Annotated in this window: 17 protein-coding genes; 3 read left to right on the top strand and 14 right to left on the bottom strand. The window is 68.0% G+C overall.

Translation table 11 applies throughout. The features are described 5' to 3' along the window. Window position 1: 1 nt before the first annotated feature. The 3 genes from AC36XV_RS03780 to AC36XV_RS03770 all read right to left on the bottom strand — a co-directional run bounded on the left by AC36XV_RS03780 (window position 2) and on the right by AC36XV_RS03770 (window position 5,009). Window positions 2-2,113 (bottom strand): TonB-dependent receptor plug domain-containing protein, encoded by a 2,112-nt coding sequence (locus AC36XV_RS03780; protein WP_492202341.1) that lies wholly within the window; start codon window positions 2,111-2,113, stop codon window positions 2-4. A 377-nt stretch (window positions 2,114-2,490) separates the two neighbouring features. Further along, entirely contained in the window at window positions 2,491-3,159 is a 669-nt protein-coding gene (locus AC36XV_RS03775) for a response regulator (protein WP_492202340.1), read from the bottom strand. After that, complete coding sequence (locus tag AC36XV_RS03770; RefSeq protein ID WP_492202339.1) at window positions 3,156-5,009, bottom strand: GAF domain-containing sensor histidine kinase; 1,854 nt, start codon at window positions 5,007-5,009, stop codon at window positions 3,156-3,158. The genes AC36XV_RS03775 and AC36XV_RS03770 overlap by 4 nt, the downstream gene beginning before the upstream one ends. Before the next feature lie 78 nt (window positions 5,010-5,087). Between AC36XV_RS03770 and pepE the strand changes: the two genes are divergently transcribed. Beyond that, window positions 5,088-5,798 (top strand): dipeptidase PepE, encoded by a 711-nt coding sequence (gene pepE, locus AC36XV_RS03765; RefSeq protein WP_492202338.1) that lies wholly within the window; start codon window positions 5,088-5,090, stop codon window positions 5,796-5,798. 30 nt (window positions 5,799-5,828) lie between these two features. Here pepE and AC36XV_RS03760 read toward each other — a convergent pair whose 3' ends face one another. The 6 genes from AC36XV_RS03760 to AC36XV_RS03735 all read right to left on the bottom strand — a co-directional run bounded on the left by AC36XV_RS03760 (window position 5,829) and on the right by AC36XV_RS03735 (window position 12,926). Continuing rightward, window positions 5,829-8,078, bottom strand: coding sequence for a carboxypeptidase regulatory-like domain-containing protein (locus AC36XV_RS03760; protein ID WP_492202337.1), 2,250 nt, complete (start codon window positions 8,076-8,078; stop codon window positions 5,829-5,831). A gap of 28 nt (window positions 8,079-8,106) precedes the next feature. Continuing rightward, entirely contained in the window at window positions 8,107-8,889 is a 783-nt protein-coding gene (locus tag AC36XV_RS03755) for an anti-sigma factor family protein (protein WP_492202336.1), read from the bottom strand. After that, window positions 8,873-9,382 carry a sigma-70 family RNA polymerase sigma factor gene (locus AC36XV_RS03750; RefSeq protein WP_492202335.1) on the bottom strand — a complete coding sequence of 170 codons (510 nt, stop codon included), beginning with the start codon at window positions 9,380-9,382 and terminating at the stop codon, window positions 8,873-8,875. The genes AC36XV_RS03755 and AC36XV_RS03750 overlap by 17 nt, the downstream gene beginning before the upstream one ends. Before the next feature lie 209 nt (window positions 9,383-9,591). Then, window positions 9,592-10,767, bottom strand: a complete 1,176-nt coding sequence (locus AC36XV_RS03745) for a pilus assembly protein TadG-related protein (protein WP_492202334.1) — start codon at window positions 10,765-10,767, stop codon at window positions 9,592-9,594. A gap of 318 nt (window positions 10,768-11,085) precedes the next feature. Then, window positions 11,086-11,499, bottom strand: a complete 414-nt coding sequence (locus AC36XV_RS03740) for a universal stress protein (protein WP_492202333.1) — start codon at window positions 11,497-11,499, stop codon at window positions 11,086-11,088. A 20-nt stretch (window positions 11,500-11,519) separates the two neighbouring features. Continuing rightward, window positions 11,520-12,926 carry a hypothetical protein gene (locus AC36XV_RS03735; protein ID WP_492202332.1) on the bottom strand — a complete coding sequence of 469 codons (1,407 nt, stop codon included), beginning with the start codon at window positions 12,924-12,926 and terminating at the stop codon, window positions 11,520-11,522. Between the two features lie 99 nt (window positions 12,927-13,025). On the opposite strand from AC36XV_RS03735, the gene AC36XV_RS03730 reads away from it, so the two are divergent. Together AC36XV_RS03730 and AC36XV_RS03725 are read left to right on the top strand one after the other, a co-directional pair. After that, a complete protein-coding gene (locus AC36XV_RS03730; protein ID WP_492202331.1) occupies window positions 13,026-14,639 on the top strand; it encodes a serine/threonine-protein kinase in 1,614 nt (537 codons plus the stop codon). Window positions 14,640-14,695: 56 nt separating this feature from the next. Further along, window positions 14,696-15,922, top strand: coding sequence for an Lnb N-terminal periplasmic domain-containing protein (locus AC36XV_RS03725; RefSeq protein ID WP_492202330.1), 1,227 nt, complete (start codon window positions 14,696-14,698; stop codon window positions 15,920-15,922). On the opposite strand, the gene AC36XV_RS03720 is transcribed toward AC36XV_RS03725, so the two are convergent. The 5 genes from AC36XV_RS03720 to AC36XV_RS03700 all read right to left on the bottom strand — a co-directional run bounded on the left by AC36XV_RS03720 (window position 15,919) and on the right by AC36XV_RS03700 (window position 20,820). Beyond that, complete coding sequence (locus AC36XV_RS03720; protein WP_492202329.1) at window positions 15,919-16,983, bottom strand: FAD:protein FMN transferase; 1,065 nt, start codon at window positions 16,981-16,983, stop codon at window positions 15,919-15,921. The genes AC36XV_RS03725 and AC36XV_RS03720 overlap by 4 nt on opposite strands. Further along, on the bottom strand, window positions 16,980-17,981 hold the full coding sequence (argF, locus tag AC36XV_RS03715) for an ornithine carbamoyltransferase (RefSeq protein ID WP_492202328.1): 1,002 nt from the start codon (window positions 17,979-17,981) through the stop codon (window positions 16,980-16,982). Before argF ends, AC36XV_RS03720 begins: the two co-directional genes overlap by 4 nt. A gap of 100 nt (window positions 17,982-18,081) precedes the next feature. Continuing rightward, window positions 18,082-18,615 (bottom strand): hypothetical protein, encoded by a 534-nt coding sequence (locus tag AC36XV_RS03710; protein WP_492202327.1) that lies wholly within the window; start codon window positions 18,613-18,615, stop codon window positions 18,082-18,084. Between the two features lie 35 nt (window positions 18,616-18,650). Further along, window positions 18,651-19,703 carry a DUF481 domain-containing protein gene (locus AC36XV_RS03705; RefSeq protein WP_492202326.1) on the bottom strand — a complete coding sequence of 351 codons (1,053 nt, stop codon included), beginning with the start codon at window positions 19,701-19,703 and terminating at the stop codon, window positions 18,651-18,653. Between the two features lie 52 nt (window positions 19,704-19,755). Beyond that, entirely contained in the window at window positions 19,756-20,820 is a 1,065-nt protein-coding gene (locus AC36XV_RS03700) for a class I fructose-bisphosphate aldolase (RefSeq protein WP_492202325.1), read from the bottom strand. Window positions 20,821-20,889: the final 69 nt, after the last annotated feature.

Here is a 20,889-nt window from a genome sequence, read left to right as displayed (position 1 = left end):
CTCAGAAGGTCGTCGACCAACCGATCAGGACGGTCCTTCGCGGCTGGGGACGGAAGAACGCCGCATTCGAGAACTCGGCGTACAGCTCATCCGTGAAGTTCTCCACGCTGGCCGTGACGTAGTGGGACGTGCGACCGATCTGCGCGATCCGGAAGCCGGCCCGCACGCTGTGCACGTTGAACGACGGAAGCGTGAAACCGACGGCGGGATCCATGATCTGCCTCTTACAGGCTTCGTTCGAATCCTCGCAGATGGTGCTCTCGCCCTGCCATCGGAAATCGTACGTGGCCCACCACCGTCCGCTGGGCCGGCGGTACGTCAGGTCCCCGTTCAGCCGCGTGCGGTAGCTGTCCGCGATGGGACTGTTCTCGTCCAGGCCGTCCTCGGCGTCGAGGAAGCTGAAGCTGGCGCCCAGCTCCAGCCCGGGAATGAAGGCGTACCGGCCTCCGATCTCGAAGCCTCGAAACAGCAGCTGACCCACGTTGACGTTCTGGAACACATCCAGCCCATCGATCACCGAATCGGTGACGGCTCGGATCTGAATGGCGTCGTTGATCTCATTGCGGAACACGAACGCCTCGAACGACACGTTGTCGCGGGCGTACTTGAGACCGAGGTCCACGTTGATGCTGGTTTCCGATCCGAGGTTCGTGTTCGGGACCAGGTAGCCCGATCCTTCCGGTGTCGGGCCGTTGAAGTACAGCTCGATGATGTTGGGGGCCCGGAAGCCGCGGCCCACGGTGCCCACGAGGTTCAGGGACGGCACGATCTCCCACAGAGCGTTTGCCGAGGCGACGAAGGTGGACTTGCTGTTCGTGATGCCCACCACGAGCGGATCGTCCAGGTTCTCGGTCGGCTCGGTCTGGGACTCGGTGTGCTGCCACCGGGCGCCCAGGACGAGGGAGAACCTCTGGTGGAACTTCAGGTCGCCCTGGGCGAAGGCGCCGAACCGGTCGTAGGTGGCGTTCGGGACGTTGGGCGTCTCGCTCACCTCCGGGGGAATCGGGAACGGAGCACCCGAGATCTCGCTGACCGTCAAGTCGGTGTTCTCCGAGTCATCGTGATAGTAGTCGACGCCGTACGTCAGCAGGTGCCGCCCTCCGAAGAGCTTGGCAGCCTCCACCCGGGTTCCGAACGTCGACACGTTCGTGTAGTTCTGCGAGTTGATGTCGAGAATGCCGGTCGCGCCCGGACCGAACGGGATCTCGATGTTGCCGATCTGCTGAGCGAGCTCACGCTCGTTGTCCATGTAGAAGGCGCTCACGTCCAGACGGTCGGCGACGCCCCACGAGAGGTTCTCCCCGCGATACCCGCCCGAGAACTTCGTCACGCTCTGGTCGGGATACTGGATGACGATCGATACGGCGTCGGGGGTGCCCAGGTCGTCGTTCGACACGTACCCGAAGCCCGCATCCTTGGCCGTGTAGTAGGCGCCCTTGGCGTACACGCTGTGGTTCGGGTTGAAGCTGTAGTCGATCAGGAGGCTGTAGTTCTGGTCCTCGACCCCCGTGTCGTTGACTTCCGCGTTGCCGTTCAGAGTGATGTCGCCGAAGCTGCCCGACGGAGCGAAGTAGTTCCCCGCGTTCCGGTACGAGCCGGTGCCGCGGAATCCGAACTTGCCGATTCTTCCGTACAGGTCGACGGTGGGTCGGAGCTGCTCCCCTTCGTCTCGATAGAGGAACGTCACTCGACCGCCATACGTGTCGCCGCCACTCAAAGACGGAACGTTCGAGGTCCGCATGTTGACCACGCCGCCGATGGCATCCGATCCGTACAGCACGGAGGCGGGGCCGCGGACGACCTCCAGCTGGGACATGCTGTTCACGTCCACGATGGCGGGAAGCTCGCCGAAGTCCTGCTGGCGGCGCGCATTGTTCATCCGCAGCCCGTCCTCGAGAAGCAGGATGCGCTGACCGCGCTGGCCGCGGATCGTGGGACGGGTCTGGTTCGCGCCGACTCCGTTGACGTCGATGCCCGGCAGCGACTTGAGGATGTCCGACGCCGTGTTCGGCGACACGACCCGAAGTGCCACCGTGTCGAGTACGGAGACGGGGGCCGCGATCACGAACAGTTTCTCGGGCTCCCGGGTGGCGGTGACGGCGATCGGCTGCATGACGACCGGCCGTGGCTTCGTGGCCGCGCTGTCCGGCTGGTTTTCGGGAGCTTCCTGCGAAGAGACAGATGAAGGATCGGCGAAGAGGAGAGCGGCGAGGAGTGCGAACCGTCGAACGCCTCGAGATCCTCCCGCCGGCGAAGCGGGTGAAGTAAACACGTTGACCTCCATGACGCCCTTTGGGGGGCCTGTTGCGAGTCGGCGGAGGGCCCGGAGGCCCCCCGGCCGGACTCAAAAGGAGAGCGTGATCGGAGAGTACCGGCCGGCGGGTGGGACGAAAATTCGCATTTCTACTGAGGAGTGGTCCGAAATTCTACGGAGCGGGTCAATATGGCCCAACCGTCGCGTGTGTCGTGGCCAGAACGGCGGTCGAGCCCTCAGGAATAGGGGGCCGCGTCGTCCAGCAGGCCGGCGTCGAGCGCGAAGCGCGTCAGGCCGGCGACCGTGCGGATATCCAGCTTCCGCATCAGGCTCTCCCGGTGGCTCTCGACCGTGCGACGGCTGATGCCCAGGTCCGCGGCGATCTGCTTGTTGCTACGGCCCGAGGCGATGCCCTTGAGCACATCCAGCTCCCGGGCGGTCAGCGCGTCGAGGCCCGGCGCCTGGGGCTCGTCACCGCGAAGTCCCGCCGCCAGCCGGGCGGCCACCGCGGAGGTGAAGTAGGAGCTGCCCGAGTGGACCGTCCGGATCGCCTCGCGAAGCTGCGCCGGCCCCGCTTCGTCCTTGAGCAGGTACCCGTGCGCCCCGGCCCGGACGGCCCGCATCACGTACTCCGCGTCGTCGTGCATGCTCAGGATGAGGACGCGGATGGAGGGCAGCTCGGCCTGGAGGCGCAGGGTGATCTCGAAGCCGGAGGCTCCGGGCATCGTGATGTCGAGGACCGCCACGTCCGGGCGGTGCTCCCGGGCCAGCTCCATGGCTTCCTCGCCATCGGAGGCCTCTGCGACGACCTGGAAATCGGTCTCTTCCTCCAGCACGCGGCGAATCCCTTCGCGCACGAGAGCATGATCGTCCGCCAGCAGAATCCGTACGCCCTCTCCGCTCATGCTCCAGCCTCCGGGTTTCGCGGCGATTCCGATCGCCCGTCGTCCGTCGCCCCGCCGCCTCCGGACGCGGCGGGCAGTCGTATCACGAGCTCGGCCCCACCTTCCTCCGGGTCCGAAAGCTCGACGGCCCCTCCGAGTGACGCGACCCGCTCGCGCATGCCGAGTACCCCGGTGCGCGACCGCAGGTGCTCTTCGGCTGGACGGCCTGCCTCGAGCCCCTTTCCGTCGTCCCGCACCGTGAGCACCAGCTCACCGTCGCCCCGCATGAGGGTGACCGTCACGGCGCTCGCCCCGGAATGACGGGCCACGTTCGAAAGCCCTTCCTGCATCGTCCGGAACAGGGCGAGCTCGGATTCCGGGCTGAGCACCGGCAGGGGCCCGTGGACCGCCAGCACGGTCGCGATGCCGGTCCGCGACTCGAAGTCGTCCGCCAGGGCCTGAAGGGCAGGCTGCAGGCCGAGGTCATCGAGGAGAGACGGTCGGAGGCGGCGCGCGACTTCGCGGATGCTCCGGATGCCGGAGCCGACGAGGTCCAGCGCACGGTCGAGCGCCGGTCCCTGCTCCGGGGTCGCCGACTCCCTGAGAAGCCCGAGCTGCAGCTTCACCGCCGCGAACACCTGGGCGCTCTCGTCATGGAGCTCCCGGGACAGGCGACGACGCTCCTCCTCGTGCTGCTCCACCATCCGCGCCGCGAGGCGCTCGAGGTCCTGCGTTCGGTCTTCGAGGCGCTGCATGAGGTCCGCGTTCGCAAGGGCGCCGCCCACCTGGTGACCGAGCGCCACCAGGAACCGGTTGTCGAGAACCGTGAGCGGGTCCTGCGCGCTGCCCGCTACGAGCAGTGCCCCACGGACCTCCTCCCCGAGGAAGACGGGAAGCGCCGCCACGTACGGGTGGGTCTCATCGGCCAGCACCTCCGACCAGCCCCGCATCACCTCCGGCTGGCCCGACTCGATCACCCGGCCGATCGCCTCGCTCGCCTTCCCGGTGGGACTGGAGCCTTCCCATGCCGTGCACACTCCGAGTCCGCGCACCACCGTACCGGTCGACACCAGGTACATGGCGCTCCCCCGAACTCCGGGAAGGGTGAGGGGGCGTGCCAGGAGCGCCTTCAGCACGCCGTCTTCGTCCCGTCCGCTCTGCAGGTCCGCCGACAGCGACGAGAGCACCGAGAGGCCCCGGTACTGGTCCTCGACGACCAGGAGGAGGATGGCGGCCCCGATGGCCAGCTCGAACACGATGTCGAGGTAGTAGCCCCACGGGTTCCAGGCCCCGCGGGCCCGGAGGAACGGGTAGTCGAGGTGGTGCAGGCTCCACAGGAAGAAGGCCCCGGCCATCAGCGCGGCCGGCACGGATCCGATCTGGCGATGGTGTCGCCAGAGGACCACGCCCGTCCACAGCGTGGCCAGACTCAGGAAGACCACCGCGGGCCCGGCGGCGAGCATGAAGCTCTCGAGTCGGTAGATCGCGATGTAGGACCACACCGGCGGGAACAGCACGAGGACCCAGTAGGATCGACGCCACTGCAGCCGCTGGGAGAACACCAGAGCCGACCACAGGAAGGTCAGCGCCGTCCAGCCGGTGAGAACCTGGTGCCAGTAGAGCAGGCTCCAGAGCTGCGTGACCAGGAAGAAGATGATCACGACGAGTCGAAGGGAGTACAGCCACCAGGCGAGGGCCCACAGGGCGAAGTACGGCTTCCGGTAACGCGCGTACAGGTAGCCGCAGACCATCACGAGACCGAAGGTGATCCCGGTCTGCAGGAAGGCCGCGGCGAGCTCGGTCGTATCGTGCGGGGACACCGCCATCTGCTGCATGCGCCCTAACAGAAGCTGGCGCCCCGGGTCTCGCAAGCACCCGTCGAATCCCTATATTCCGCCTGAACGGGCCCACGCCGGCCACCTTTCACCTCGAAGCCCCGGAGAGCGAACGTGCTCGACCTCCTCCTGCTCAGCACTTCCACCGTCCATGGCAGCGGCTTCCTCGAATACGCGAGGGAGGCGATCGGCGAGTTCCTGGCCGGACGCCAGTCGGTCGTCTTCGTTCCGTTCGCGCGGCCCGGCGGCGCGTCGCACGAGGCCTACACCGATCTCGTGCGAACCCCTCTCGCCGAGCTCGGCCTCTCGGTCACGGGCCTCGACGAAACGGACGACCCGGCGCAGGCCATCCGCAGCGCGGAGTCCGTGTTCGTGGGAGGTGGGAACACCTTCGTCCTCCTGCGCGCCCTGTACCGGCTGGAGCTGATGGACGTCCTGCGCGAGCGGGCGCGGAGCGGCATGCCCTACATGGGATCCAGCGCCGGTTCCAACCTGGCCGGACTCACGATCGGGACCACCAACGACATGCCGATCGTGGAGCCGCCGAGCTTCGATGCCCTCGGGCTGGTGCCCTTCAACCTCAACCCGCACTACCTGGATCCGGATCCCGGCTCGACGCACATGGGTGAAACGCGGGAAACCCGCATCCGCGAGTTTCATCACTTCAACGCGCAGCCCGTTCTCGGCCTCCGGGAAGGGGCCATGTTGCGCGTGATGGACCGCGAGGCCCGTGTCACGGGAGCGCGGGGAGCGCGCCTGTTCCGATCGGGCAAGGCGCCGCAGGAGGTGGAGGCGGGCGGCGACGTGTCCTTCCTGCTCGGCTGAGACGGCCGGCGATCGCCGGAAACGGCCCGGTCACATCCTCCATTCGATGCCGATGACCGGGATCACCGGGACGGCGCCGAAGGCCCGCGGGGTCGGGTCGGACGCCCGATCGAACTGGTAGAACAGGGCATCCGGCCGGTCGAGGACGTTGATGATCCGCACGTACGGATAGAAGCGGGTCGGACGCCCGAACAGATGGCTGTCGAGTCGGGCGCTCGCCCGGAGGTTGAGGCGCAGGTACGAGCCCTCGGGCACGGTGACCAGGATCGACGGGATCGACACGGGCGGCTCGCCGGGCACCGCGGAGAAGGACGCTCTCGAAGCGCCGCGTTCCGGCGATGGCGGCGGGGCGACGGAGAGGCTCGAGGGCCCCGGTCGGGGGATCTCGCCGAACTCCAGCCCGGCTCCGTACGCCACGTCGGCCTCGAACTGAACCCCCCTGCCGAGGTCCGCCGTCGCCCCGGCCTGCAGGAAGTGTCTCCCGGAGAAGATGTCCGTTCGCTGCCCCTGCACCAGCTCGGTCCACGCCCAGGCCATGGAGTAGCTGGCCCACAGAACGGTGCGACCCGCCGGACGGGCGAACCACAGGTCGAAGCCGGCGTTCTGAAGATCGGCTCCGCCGAGGACCGGTAGCCCGCGCGAGGTCTTCCAGAAGCCCTGGAGACCCAGCTGTTCGCCCGGCGCACCGGATTGCGCGAAGCCGATGACCAGGTGGGACGCCCCGGCGGGCGATATCGTCGTGAACACCGCCCCGAGCTGCTGTGCCTCGGTCGAGGCGAGGAGCGCGGCGGACGCAGACCCCGAGGTATCCGGAGTCACCACCAGCTGATGGTACTGGCCGGCCGACACGGTCACGAGGAGGTCCGGCGAGGCGTTCCACTCGAGGCGAGCCCGGGGCGACAGGGCCCCTCCGAGGCGGCCGGAATACAGGTTGCCCCGAATGCCGGCTGACAGGCGCAGCCCTCGGGCGACCCGCACCCCGGCGTCGAAGTAGCCCGCGAGCGCGACGGCGGAGTTGTCCTGCTCGAACGCGACCGGCGTGGCCCCAGCGCCCTCGGAGAAAGTCGTCGACAGGGCGAGACGGTCCAGATGAAGCCCGAACCCGTACCCGATGCGCTGCCGCTCGCCGAGGACGTCGAGCGTGACCCGGGTTCGCCGCGTCGTGCCCGAAGCGACCACCGGGTTCGACGATCCGATCGGCAGACGGTTGCGGAATGCGCCCGAGGACACGCCGGCCTCCAGCAGACCCACGTCCAGCCGGCTCCGGTACCGGATCGACCCGGCCGTGTTTCCCCACTCCGGCGAAGGGTCGAGACCGCGCGAGTCCGGCAGGGCCACGCTCTCGCGGTTCCAGAAGCCGGTCACCAGAAGCGTGTCCGTGCCGGACAGACCCAGGTCGACCCGGGCCAGGGCGTCCGCGTACCGCTGCGGAAACCTCCCGTCGACGAACGGACCCGACGCGCCTCCGTGCAGGCTGCGGGCCGCGAGCGAGGCACGCGCCGGACCTCCGCCGGAACGAACGATGGCGCCCGCGGAGACGAGATCGACGTACGCGGCGGCCGTCATGGGCCCCTCGGGGCTTCCCGAGCTCTCGATGCTGAGGATCTCGGACAGCCCTCCGTCGAACCGCGCCGGCGCGCCTCCCTGCCAACGGATCGCGCCCGACACCGTCGGCGGAAGCCCCGGATCGAGGAGTCCGCCGAGCTGCATCGGGGAATGCACCGGGGCCCCGTCGAGCAGGACCAGGTCGAGGGCCGTTCCCGAGCCGCGTACGAACAGCACGTTGTCGGCCGAAGGCGGGCTCGAGGTGAGAGCCAGCGCGGTCGCCGCGATCCCGGTCTCCGAGATCCCCGGAGAGGCATCGAGGAGCCGCACGACGGCCGTTCCGGTGGCCGGGACGAGGTCGGAGGAGAGCTCGGGCGGGCTGCGGGCTGCGTCCGCCGTCCCTTCGGCCGCGACGGGCGGAAGCTCCACGGGATGCAGCGTCAGGATGAAGTCGACGGCGAGATGGCCGCTCTCGGGCAACGTCAACACGACTTCCAGGGAGGAGTGCCCGATGATCGAGGCACGGATTCGGTGCTCCCCCGGCGGGATCGCGTCGAGGAGATACCGTCCCTCCCGGTCGGTGATGGCGACGCGATCGAGATCCGCGATCCGTACGACCGCTCCCGCGAGGGGCGAGTCGTCGCCGGCACCCCGGACCTGACCCCGGACGGACCCTTCCGGGCCGGCCTGCACCGCCAGTCCGATGCCCGCCACGACCGCCAGCAGGCCCGTCATTCCCCACCCCGAGTCTGTGTCCGGCCGGTCAGCCCCCGATCCGGAACTTCACGTCGCCGCGCAGCGAGTCCATGGCCGGCCACTCGAGAACCAGGCGACCGCCCTCGAGCCGCACCGCTTCCTCGCCGTCGACTTCGACGACGGCGTCGCGGGCCGATCGGGGCAGTTCTACCCATATCTCGCCTTCCGCCTGGCCGATCACCTCGAGCACCCCCGGACCGGTCACGAACCGCGGGGTCTGCACCGCTCGCTCCACCCGAACCGACGCTCGAGACGCGTCGGTGAGCCTCACATGTACAGTACTGTTCTCGCCGAAGCCCCGCAGCCGGACCGCGACCGCACCGGCGACCGGCTCCGCCGATATTCCGGTGACCGGCATCGGCGCCGGAGAACTCTCGACCGGTGGCTCCACTTCCAGGGCCGGCGCCTCCACTCCCGCCTCCGGCACGGCCAGACCTTCCAGCCAGTCCCGAACCGGCGACCCGGGAACGAGCGCCGCGGCCGCACCGGCCGCCACCAGAACGAGGCCTGCGGCGCGGGCCAGCGACCAGCCCGTCGCCCGAACCGAATGGCGACGCACGGCCGAGAGCGCCGCCATCACCGGGAGCGGACCCGGGTCCGCGAGGTTCGCCGCCTCGTCATCCAGCATCAGCAGGGCACGCGAGAAGCCGTCCGACTGCCCGCGCAGGATATCCGCGAGGGCAGCGCAGTCGGCGCACGTATCCAGGTGGTCCCGTACCCCGGACCCGGCTTCCGGCTCCAGCTCGCCGTCGAGCCAGGCCTGCATCCGTCCTTCATCTGGGTGCGGCATCGGTCTCTCCCACGGCCTCCCAGGCCGCGCTGAACCTCTTGAGCGCTCTGGCCACGAGCGCGCCGACCGACGTCGATCGGACTCCGATCGCCTCTGCGATCTCCGCGTATCGAAAACCCTCTTCTCTCATCAGCAGCATCTGGCGGTCACGCTCCGAGAGCCTCTCCAGCGCCTTCCGAACCGCGGCGATCCGCTCCGTCCGCTCTACTTCCTCCAGCGGTGTCCGCACGGACTCGGGCGGTTCTCGCTTCGCGACCCTCAACCGCCGCCTCCGTTCCTTCTTTCTCACCCGATCGCGGGCGAGATTGGTCGCCACCACGAAGATCCACGGCCGAACCTCGTCCCGCGGCAGATCGTGCTCCATGAGGCGCAGGAACGCGTCGTGGACGATGTCGGCCGCCGCATCCGAATCGCCCCCCGTGAACCGGTGCAGATATCGCACCAGCGAGGGATACAGCTCGCGGTAGATCTCCTGGAAGTCCTCCGAATTCATCGGGACTCCATCCTCCGGGTGAGAACCGCTCGAGTGCCCCGCCCTGGTGGGCACGGGCGTGCATGGCTGCACCCGGACCGCTACCCAAGAACGCCCGAGGAGTGCCCGAAGTGACAGTCAGGAAGCCAAACCGGCCGTCCGCGAGGGGGCGGAACGGCCGGCAGGGCATCCACCGCGACGGCGGTGGAGGACGGGCGGGACGCGCCTGTCTATTCGACGAGGCGAAGCACCTTGAACAGCGGTCCGGCGGTGGTGGCCTCGTCCGGGGCGGCCGGCTTGATACCCGTGTAGCCGAGCCACCGGCCGTACACCGTCTTGCCCTGGATATCCTCGACGAAGATCCCCGCGAAATTCGTGAAGGTGAACGGCTTGGCACCGAGATCCGGCTCCTCCCGCGGATCGAACAGGGGCACCGGTCGAATGCGCGGGCTCTGCCGGCACTTCGTCGCATCGGTGCTGGCCTGGTAGCCGTCGCTCACCACGCAGTTCATGACCGTGTTCCAGCGTGCGGTCGGATCCAGGTCGATCAGGTCCTTGAAGCCCTGCATCGTCGGTCCGGACATGTTGCCGGGCTCCGTGTCCACCTGGATCCCGACGAAGAACAGGATCGAGGGGTCCACGCAGCTGTTGATGTTGGTCCGGTAGTCGGCCGCACCCATCTGGCCCGGTGGACGCCACGGATAGTACCAGCTGGGGTTGATGCCGGACGAGGCATCATTCGACTTGAGCGGAATCTGCTTCCCGAGGTCGGCCTCGGAGTAGCCCGTGAACCCCTCGTTGTATCGAACCGGATTGGAGTCCGGCTCGATCCAGGGCAGGTAGTAGTCGCCGTCCTCGGGATCGTAGCTGGACTCGTCGTTGCCCGGTCCTCCCGCCTCGTGCCAGCGGTCGGGCACGGCGATCGGCAACAGACACTGAATGCCCCCCGCCGGAGCCGCCTCCGCCGTGGCCATCGCGGCGATGTTGACTTCGTTGATCCCGAACACCCGGGCGAAGAAGGTGGGAATCGCGTTGCCCCGTTCGCGGTTTCGGTACACCCACACGCTCACCTTCAGCGCATCCCGATCGATCGCGATGTCCCCATCCTCCAGCTGAACGGCGTCGAACCGGACGTCGTTGTACGACGCGAAGTCCGTCGCCAGCTGCCGGGCCAGCAGCTCGTTGCCCGGTGATCCGATGAAGGCGCCCGCGCCGGCCAGCGCCGCCGCATCCGCCGCCCGCTGGGCCTCGAGCCGCGCGGTCGTCATCAGGCCCACGTCGACGGCCAGGGCCACCACGGAGGTCAGCGCCAGCATGCCGCCGGCGACCACGATCAGCACCGCCCCGCGTTGCTCGCGGAACTTGCTCTTCAGTGCGTCGATTCGAGTCGAAATCGAGTCCCTCATGTCGTCTCCCCCCGCTTCCGGGTCCGGATGGCCATCTCGTGCAGGTGCACGTCCTCGGGCGGGGATACGGGCGAGAATCGTGCAAGCGCGGCGGAAGCCGGGTCATGCCAGACTGGCATTTGCCTAAAGTGTTTCGCGCGATCGCTTTACGGGATTCACACCAGCCGCGCTCACGCCGCGGAAGATGGCTCGGAAGGCAAAGAGTGCAGCAATCCGGTGGAGCATCCTGCAGGGAGTATCGTCCAGAACGCCCTGCATTTCACATGATTTGTGCGGACACGGACGGGTAAGAACGACGCATGAGTGCCGCGAAACGCACTATTTGACGAGCAGCACCGGCACTTGCGAGAGCATGGCGACCTGGTGGCTGAGGGTGGCGAAACCAGTCGGAGCTTCGACCGGATCCAGACGGCGCGAGCTCATCACGATCAGCTCCGATTCGTTCTCGGTCGCGAAGGCGAGGATCTCGCGGAGTCGGTTCCCATAGCAGATCCTCTGCACGATGGCGACGCCGCTCTCCGACACGGGCTCCGCCATGCGGTCCATCTCCCGCTGGGCCCGATCGTGCAGTCGCTGGTAGAAGTCCTCGAGCTCGTCGAAGGGGAGGTCCAGCGTCTCGATCACGTGAAGCAGCGTCACCTCGCCGGGGTCTCCCGCCAGCCGGGACGCCATGCGGAGCGCCCTGTGATTCCGATCGGTCAGGTCCACGGGCACGAGAACACGATCGAACATGCCTGTCCTCCTCCGGTTCTTCAGAGCTTCGGTGCGAACTCCAGGTTGAACCCGAGCACGAGGGTGAGCCTCCAGAAGCTGCCCTCCGGGTTGTCGCCCAGCAGGAGGCTGTCCACGTCGGTGCCGGGGATCAGGTCGAGCTGCTCTAGGTCGTCCTGCGAGCCGAACTTGTAGGTCAGCCCGACGGTGAACTCGGACCGGCCGACCGAGAAGATGGCCCCCGCACCCGCCGTCCACAGGTTCCAGGGCGTGGTGGTGGTGACCGAGCCATCCCCCATCTCGGCTCCCGTGAAGTCGGTGTATACGGTGCCGTAGCCCGAAAGCCTCTCGCTCCACTCCTTCTCGAACCCGAGGGCGATGTTCACCAGCCCCTTCATCACGTTGGTCACGTCGGGATCGAGCACCAGGCTCGAGTCCGTCTGCGCCCGGAAGGGCGTGGCGTCGAGAATCGTGACGTCGATGCGATCGAACCACTCGACCGCGGCGTGTCCCCGCCACCCGTCCCCGATGTACTCGACGCCCGCCGCGACCGCCCAGGAGGAAGCGTACCGGGCGGGCAGGGCGTCCTGGAAGGAGATCGCCACCGAATTCACGCCGGCGACCGTCCCGACGGACTGGGACTCCAGATTGCCGCTTCCGAACAGGTTCACGCTCGGGGTCGTGATCGCCAGCCCCGCGTTCCACCGCGAGAAGGAGGTCGCGAGGCCGACCTTCCACAGGAGCCGCCAGTTGTAGTAGTCGTACTGATCGAGCGACGACAGCACCTCTATCCCCTCGGCCTCGCGAAGGCTGAGAATACTTCCTCCGAAGCGTCCCCTCTGGCTGCGGTTGGCGACGAAGGTGCTGATGCCGAGCCCGAAGCTCCCGATCGGCTTGGACCAGGTCAGCCCCCCCCAGGACTCGCGCAGCCGGGTCTCGAGCGTCAGAGAGCCGGCGCCCGATTCGCTCGGCGGCAGCACCGGGACGAAGCTGGTGTCACTCTCCGTACCCCCCTCGTTGAAACGGTACTCGAGGTTGTGCCGCGTCAGGTAGGAATAGGCCAGCTTGCTGTCCCCGAGAAACCCGAACCGGATCTGGCCCGCGATCAGACCGGCCAGCACATCGAAGCTGGTGCTCGACGCCTGCGTGTCCTCGAGGAGCAACCCCTTGTAGGTGATGTTGTCGAGCTCGAACACGAAGCCGGTGAGGAGCGCCTCCGGTTCCTCCACCAGCGCCAGGCCCCCGGGATTGTAGTACACGGCGCTGAGGTCTCGGGAAGAGCCGATGACGGCCCCGCCAAGGAGCCGCGCCCGGTTGCCGTACTGATTGGTCCACCACTGGGAATCCTGCCCAATGAGCGGCGCGGGGAGGAGCAGGAGCGCGGTGACGACTGCGAACGAGCTTCGGAGACCGGCGCAGGCGTCCCGCGATGACCGGATCGATGGCAACCGGACCTCCGGTAATGGTGGTGGTGAGAAACGTGCTCCTCAAGGTAGTTTGGGGATCGTGCGGTCGCCACGCACGCCATCCACGACCGGGAGAGTCCTGTGCCCCACCTGGAGATCGAGAAGCAGGGAATCGGCCGGACCACGAGTCCCGGCGACCGCACGGCCGGAGAGTCGGGGTTTCGAGGGCTCATCGAGGAAGTCCAGCAGGACAGCACCCGGCGCCTGGGATGGATCGCCGGAGTGCTCCTGGTCGTGGGGCTTCTCGTCCTGGCCGCCCACTTCCTGCTTTCCGCGGAAGCGCAGGAGCACGTCGGCATCGACCTTCGGGCCCGGGTGGCGCTCATCGTCCTCAGCCTGATCGTTCTCGGCATGACGCGTTTCGGATCGCTTGCGCCCCGAGATTTCGTGGCCGTGGCCCTGCTCTTCGAGGTTGCGGTGGGGGCGATCCTGGCGACGGAGTTCCTGCACTGGCCGGCCATGGGAGAACAGGGCGATTTCCTCCTCGGTGTGCCGCGGACCACGCTCTGGGTCGTCTTCTTCGCCAACGTGGTTCCGCTTCGGCCTCGCGAGCACTTCCTGGGTGCGACCGTCGCCTCCCTGTTCATCGCCGTATGGTTCTTCGTGGGCGGCGAGGCCGCCGTGACCAGCGCCGCCCCGGGCGTGGCGGAGGAGATCCGAGGCCGGGGCCAGGAGCTGCTCCCGGACATCCTGCTCGCCATCACGGTCTGCGTCGGGCTCGCCTACTACTCCGCCCGCCGGGTGTACGGGCTGTCCCGGGCGCTGTCCCGGGCCCGCCGCATCGGGGCCTACGAGCTGACCGACCGGCTGGGCAGGGGCGGCATGGGCGAGGTGTGGAAGGCGCGACACCGGATGCTGGCCCGGCCGGCGGCGATCAAGCTCATCCGATCCGACCGCACGTCGGGCGGAACCCCGTCGGATGCGGATTACTACCTCGAGCGCTTCCAGCGCGAGGCGCAGGCGACCGCGAGCCTCCGGTCCCCTCACACCATCCAGATCTACGACTACGGGATCACACCCGACCGGTCCTTCTACTACGTCATGGAGCTGCTGGACGGGGAAGACCTCGACGGACTGATACGGGAGCACGGTCCGATGCCCCCGGGTCGTGTCGTCCACATCCTCCGCCAGATGTGTCACTCTCTCGCCGAGGCCCACGATGCGGGCCTGGTCCACCGCGACATCAAGCCGGCCAACGTGTTCCTGTGTCGGCAGGGGCGGGACCTCGACTGGGTCAAGGTGCTCGATTTCGGGCTCGTGAAGGATCTCCGGCCGTCCGAGTCGGCACACCTGACGCAGGTGGGAACGTTCGCCGGCACGCCCGCCTTCGGGTCCCCGGAGGCCGCGGCCGGAAAGGTGGATCAGGTGGGCCCCGCCTCCGACATCTACTCGGTCGGCTGCGTCGCCTACTGGCTGCTCACCGGGGAAACCGTGTTCCGGGCGAGCGGCGCCATGGAGATGCTGGCCTCGCACATCCGGGACGAGCCGGTCCCTCCGTCCGAACGGAGTCCTCTGGACCTGCCGGACGAGCTCGACGGGGTGATCCTGCGCTGCCTGGCGAAGGACCCGGAGCACAGGCTGGGCACCGCCGACGCCCTGGACGCGGAGCTCGAGCCGCTGCAGCAGAGGCTGGCCTGGTCCCAGGAGGACGCGCGCGCCTGGTGGGACGGCATCGGAAAGGGATCCGCGGAGTGAGCCCCGGGTGGTCGGGAGACCGCGGCGGGTCTCGGTTCGGCCGAGCCCGCGGTCTGTTGGTCCTCTTCACCTCCCTGCTACCGGTCGGGGTGCCGGTCTCCGCCCTGGCCCAGTCGGCACCCCCGAAGGCCACCGGTGAAGCTCGAGTTCTCTCGGACTCCGTCCGGCTGTCCCTGGTCACCATCCTGCCCGGTGACCAGGTCTATTCGATGTTCGGTCACAACGCCATCCGGGTGGTGGATCCGACCCGGGGGATCGACGTGGCCTACAACTACGGAACGTTCACCTTCGGGAATCCCATCCGGTTCGCCGCCCGCTTCGCCTACGGGGACCTGAACTACCGTCTCGACACGGCGGCGTACCGCCCATGGGCGGAGTACTACCGGGTGCGAGAGAACCGGCCGATCGTGGAACAGGTATTCGACCTGGACTCGGAGACGATCGAGGGCATCTATCGCTTCCTCGAGTGGAACGCCCTTCCCGAGAATGCCTACTACCGGTACGACTTCTACTTCGACAACTGCGCCACCCGCATCCGGGACCTGCTCGAAGAGGCGCTGGGAGAACGGCTCGTGCCCGCGAAGCGTGATCCCGGGGGCACGCTGCGCCAGCTTCTCGATCCCTACCTGGTCGGGCGCTCCTGGCTGCACTTCGCCATGGATGCCGGGCAGGGCCGACCGGCGGACATCTCCGCCACCTGGCGCTCGGCGCTCTTCCTTCCCGACCGGCTCGCCGAGTGGGTGGAGGAATCCAGCCTGATCACGGAGGACGGTCCGCGACCGCTGATCGCGACCACCGACAGCATCGGCTGGAACCGGGCCGAGCCGGCGCCCTCACGCGGGCTGAACTGGCCGGCCATCGTGATGTGCGCCCTCCTCGGGATCGTCGTGTGGCTGACCGCAGCCGACACGCGCCGGCGGACCGGCGGCAGAGCGTGGTTCGACGTTCCGTTCTTCCTGGTGCTCGGCGGGGCCGGCCTGTTGATCCTGTTCCTCTGGTTCGTGTCCCTGCACGAAGTGACCCGGGCGAACCTCAACCTGCTCTGGGCTCTCCCCACGGGCCCCGTGGTGGCCTGGCTGTGCTTGCGGTCCGCGGCAGGCCGCTGGGGGCTCATCCTGTTGATCCTGACGGCCGGGAGCGCCGGGCTCTTCGCGCTGGGATGGCCGTTCTGGACTCAGGAGTTGCCGCTCGCCACGCTGCCGCTCTCGGTCGCGGTGGCGCTTCGGGCGGGCGGGCTGGCCGTTCACGAGCGTCGTGCGCAGGCAGGCGGAACCGTCGGTTAGGGCTCCAGCCGGTCACGCAGGTCGGCGGTATACCGCTCCTCGAACCCTCCGGCAGGCGCCGATACGACGAAGAGAGCCGAGATCCCGAGACTCTCGGCCAGCTCCAGACCTTCATCCGGCCCGAGCACGCTCAGCGCCGTAGCCCAGGCGTCCGCCCGCGCCCCCTCCCGGTGGAGTACGCTGACCGAGAAGCCTCGCCACGGCACCGGTGCGCCAGTGCGCGGGTCGATGATGTGGCCCAGCTTCCGCCCTTCCACCTCCACCATATTCCGATAGTCCCCGGATGTGGCCACCGCCTCATCGCGCAGCTCGATGACCCGGAAGAGGGAACGCTCGCCGGGCACCGGCGCCTCGACCCCCACCCGCCAGGCCTCCCCGCTCGGACGGAAACCGCTGGCCTTCACCTCTCCACCCACCTCGAGGGCGAAGGCGCTGCCCCCCATGCGGACGACGCCCTCCGCGGCCCGATCGAGAGCGTAGCCCTTGGCCACGGCGGACAGGTCCACCTGCGTCCCCGGGTGAGCCTTACGGGCCGTTCCCCGGTCTCGATCGACGCGTAGCAGGGCCGTCCCGACGCGGGAGCGAAGACGGGCCAGCTCATCGGCCGTGGGGACCCGAGTCCGCGCCGTGTCTCCGGAGTCCGGCCCGAACCCCCAGGCCGTCACCAGCGGCGCCACGGTCACATCGAGAGCCCCACCGGAGGCGCGCGCCACATCGAGGGCGATGGCCAGGACCTCGAGCGTCTGCGGAGAAAGAACGATCGCAGTCGTCTCGGCGGACCGGTTGAATCGGGAGAGCTCCGAGGTCGAGTCCCAGGTGGACATGAGGCTCTCGACGCCGTCGAGCCGCGTCTGAACGGTGTCTCCGATGGCCTCCACCCACGCCGGTGGGGACCCTTCGGGCAGGGACAGTCGCAGGTGCCACGTCGTCCCCATGGTGGCGCCGGCGAGCTCGTAGAGCCGCAAGGACCGCTCACCGTAGAAGGTGCGTCCCGCCAGCGTGCCCAGCGCCACCATCGCCAGGAGCGCCGCCAGCAGCCAGGGCCAGCGGCTTCGATTCACCCGGCCAGCGTGGCGACCATCACGGCCTTGATCGTGTGTACCCGGTTCTCCGCCTGGTCGAACACGACGGAGGCGGGGGATTCGAAGACCTCCTCGGTGACCTCCATGCCGTCGAGGCCGTATTCCTCGTAGATCTTCTCGCCCACGCCCGTCTCCCGGTTGTGGAACGCCGGAAGGCAGTGGAGGAACTTCGCGTCCGGGTTCCCCGTGGCAGCCATGGCCGCGGCGTTGACCTGGTAGGGACGGAGGAGCGCGATCCTCTCGGCCCACTTCTCCGGGGGTTCTCCCATGGACACCCAGACATCCGTATAGAGGAAGTCCGCCCCGGCCACTCCTTCCTCCACCGTCTCCGTGAGGAGGATCTTCCCGCCCGTTTCCGAGGCCCACGCGAGGCAACGGTCGACCAGGGACTCCTCCGGCCACAGGCTGGAGGGCGCGCATAGCCGTACGTCCATTCCCAGCTTCGCCGCGCCGATCAGGAGAGAGTTCCCGACGTTGTTCCGGGCGTCCCCGAGGTAGCAGAAGGAGATCCTCTCCGCCGAGCGCCCCGTGTGCTCGATCATCGTCTGCACGTCGGCGAGCACCTGGGTCGGGTGGTATTCGTCCGTGAGCCCGTTCCACACCGGGACCCCGGCGTGCCGGGCCAGCGTCTCGACACGATCCTGTCCGAATCCGCGGTATTCGATCCCATCGTACATGCGTCCGAGAACCCGGGCCGTGTCCGCGACGGACTCCTTGTGGCCGATCTGCGTGCCCGTCGGACCGAGGTAGGTGACGTGGGCGCCCTGATCGTAGGCCGCTACTTCGAACGCGCACCGCGTGCGGGTGGAGGTCTTCTCGAAGATCAGCGCGATGTTCAGGCCCTCGAGCCTCCGGACCTCCCCTCCCTCTCGACGGGCCGTCTTCAGCTCGGCCGCCAGTTCCAGCAGATACCGGATTTCGGCCGGGGAGTAGTCGATCAGGGTCAGGAAGCTGCGGCCCCGCAGGTCGATGCCCATGCTGTCTCAGCCGTTACGTTGAGTGAAAAGGTCCGGCCGCTGATCGGCGCGAACCGCACGCGTGCGGATTCTCGCATCCGCCCGGTCACAGCGCCACCGATCATGGAAGGTAATCGGCCGCCTCCGCGGGAGGGTCGATCTCCTCGAGCGCTCCGTCCACGAACCGGAACTTCCTCCTGGCTTCCACGGAGGGACAGCACATCGGATCGCCGGGTCCGTGCATCGTCACGTCGAGCTCGATCGTGCCGTCCACGATGCGGATCCGCTTCGTCGGCACCCGGTCGCCGAGGAAGGTGCTCGCGGCCGCGTCCGGCTGTCCATCCCGGTTGAGCACGGGGACCAGATCGTGGAACGTCCCGCTTCCCCCCGTGTTGGTCGCCAGGATGACGGCCGCGTCCGGCACGGAGTCGCCGTCCAGGTCGCCGACCGCGTACTCCGGCAGCAGGAACACCACGACGCGGCGAGCCGTGTCCTCGTACATCCCGCCCTGCAGCCGCACGCTCCCCACCTCCACGTACGGGCTCGGGTACACGGCGGAGCGCAGCGCGGTAGCGGAGAGCTCCACGTCGGGCCGGAGCGGCGCCTCGGGCCCGCAGGCGGCCGGTGCCAGCGCGGCCACCGAGAGGAACACCACCGAGCGCCTTCCGCGTCCGACAGAGGAGGAGATCATCAGAACGTGTACCCGAGGCTGAACGTGAGTCCGTAGTCGTTCGAGGACGAGGCGGCATCCGGCGGACGACTGTCGTAGTCGTCGAAGCCGGACAGGCTGACCGTGAAGTCGTGGATCAGCTCGTAGGCAATTCGGAGGTTCGCGTCGATCCGCCACCGGCCCAGATCGTTCAGGATCGGCGTGACCGTCACGTCGGCGGAAATGTCCGTCTTCGGGCTGTCGAACACGAAGAACTCGAAGTCCGCCCCGATGGGGAGCTGAACGGTGTGGGCGCTGTTCTGCTCATCCGTGTAGTTCTCGTTCGCATACGCGAGGGCCGCCACGAGGAAGAACGCCATCCGGTTCGTGCGGACGAGGTCCCGGGCCGCTCCGAGGCCGACCGTCTCCCGAAGGCTGAGGCCCAGCTGCTGATTCTGCTCCAGGGATCCGTAGGCCAACGCGCTCCACCGGCCTCTGAACAGGCGCTGGCCTGTGAGCGTGAGGTTGTTCCTGCTGGTCAGATCCGATCCCGACTGCTGCTGGAAGTAGGTGCTCCCGCCGAGGCGACTGGCCCACCTCTCTCCCCGGTACTTCACCTCCAGCGCCCCGCTCAGCTTCCGGTTCGAATTGGCCCTCTGGAGGTCGAAGCCGAGGTCCACGTAGCCGTCGAGCCGGGTCCAGAATCCGGATCGGATTCTCGAGATGGCCACCACGTCGATCAGGCGAACGGTCACCGTGTCCGCCAGCACGACCAGCAGCTCGCCCGGCTGTTCGTTCGCTGCGAGCCGACCGAAGTAACGGCGCGCGAAGCGGTCCTCGACGTCGAAGTAGTTGCCGCTGGTCAGGTGGGCGACCTTGTCCCACTTCACGGAAAGGGTGCCCATGTCATCCGTCTTGTAGGTGAGCTTCCCGCGGTTCAGCTCCTTCACCTCTCCGGTGATGGCGTCCCCCCGGTACAGGACGAGGACATCCGTCTTCTGGGCGAGGAGAGGCGGCGCACCGGCGAGTGCCAGCGTGGCGAAGAGCGCCGCAGCGATTCGCCTTCGTCTTCGGGTCCGGGTTCTCTCGGTCACCGCGATGTCCCGGAAGCGGGGCGGCGAAGCGCCGCCCCATTCCGGATCGGGATCACGCGAGCGTGATGTCTTCGTCCAGGTACACGTCCTGGATGTGGTTGAGGAGCTTGACGCCTTCCGCCATCGGTCGCTGGAACGCCTTGCGACCGGAGATCAGGCCCGTGCCCCCGGCGCGCTTGTTGATCACGGCCGTCCGAACGGCGTCGGCGAAATCGTTGTCGCCGGAGGCCCCGCCGCTGTTGATCAGTCCCACCCGACCCATGTAGCAGTTCGCCACCTGGTACCGGCAGAGGTCGATCGGGTGATCGGTGGTGAGCTCTTCGTAGATCCGCTTGTCGAACTTCCCGAAGCTCACGCCGCCCTCGTTCATCGCGAGGTAGCCGCCGTTGTTCTCCGCGAGCTTCTGCTTCACGATGTCCGCCTGGATCGTCACCCCGAGGTGGTTGGCCTGACCCGTCAGGTCGGCGCTGACGTGGTAGTCCCGGTCCTTCTTGAACTCGCTGTTCCGCAGGTAACACCACAGGACGGTGCCCAGCCCGAGCTCGTGGGCGTACGCGAACGCTTCCGCCACCTCCGTGATCTGGCGGCTGCTCTCCGGCGACCCGAAATAGATCGTCGCCCCGACGGCCGCCGCTCCCATGTCGTAGGCCTGCTGAATGGTCCCGAAGAAGACCTGGTCGAAGCCGTTCGGGTACGTCAGGAGCTCGTTGTGGTTGAACTTCACCAGGAAGGGGATCCTGTGCGCGTACTTCCGCGCCACGGAGCCGAGCACGCCGAACGTGGATGCGACGGCGTTGCAGCCGCCCTCGATGGCCAGCTCCACGATCTTCGCCGGGTCGAAGTAGTCCGGGTTCTTGGCGAAGCTCGCGCCGCCGGAATGTTCGATCCCCTGGTCGACGGGGAGGATCGACACGTACCCCGTACCGGCGAGGCGACCACTCTGAAAGATCCACTCGAGGTTGCCGAGGGTGCGATTGTTCCGATCGGTGATCGCGTACACCCGGTCGACGAAGTCGGGCCCCGGGGCGTGCAGCCGGTGGCGCTCGATCCCCTGGCACGTGTGGTCGAGAAGATAGCCGGCGTCGTCACCGAGGAGGTCGAGAATCTGATCGTTCATCGTTCCATGCGCCTGTCTGTTCGGGAAACGTCAACCGACTCCGCCGTGCAGGGCGGACCGGGAGATTCT

It is taken from the genome of Candidatus Benthicola sp., assembly GCF_058719085.1.
The sequence above is the reverse complement of the archived record's forward strand: the minus strand, read 5'-3'. Positions and strand labels throughout refer to the sequence as shown.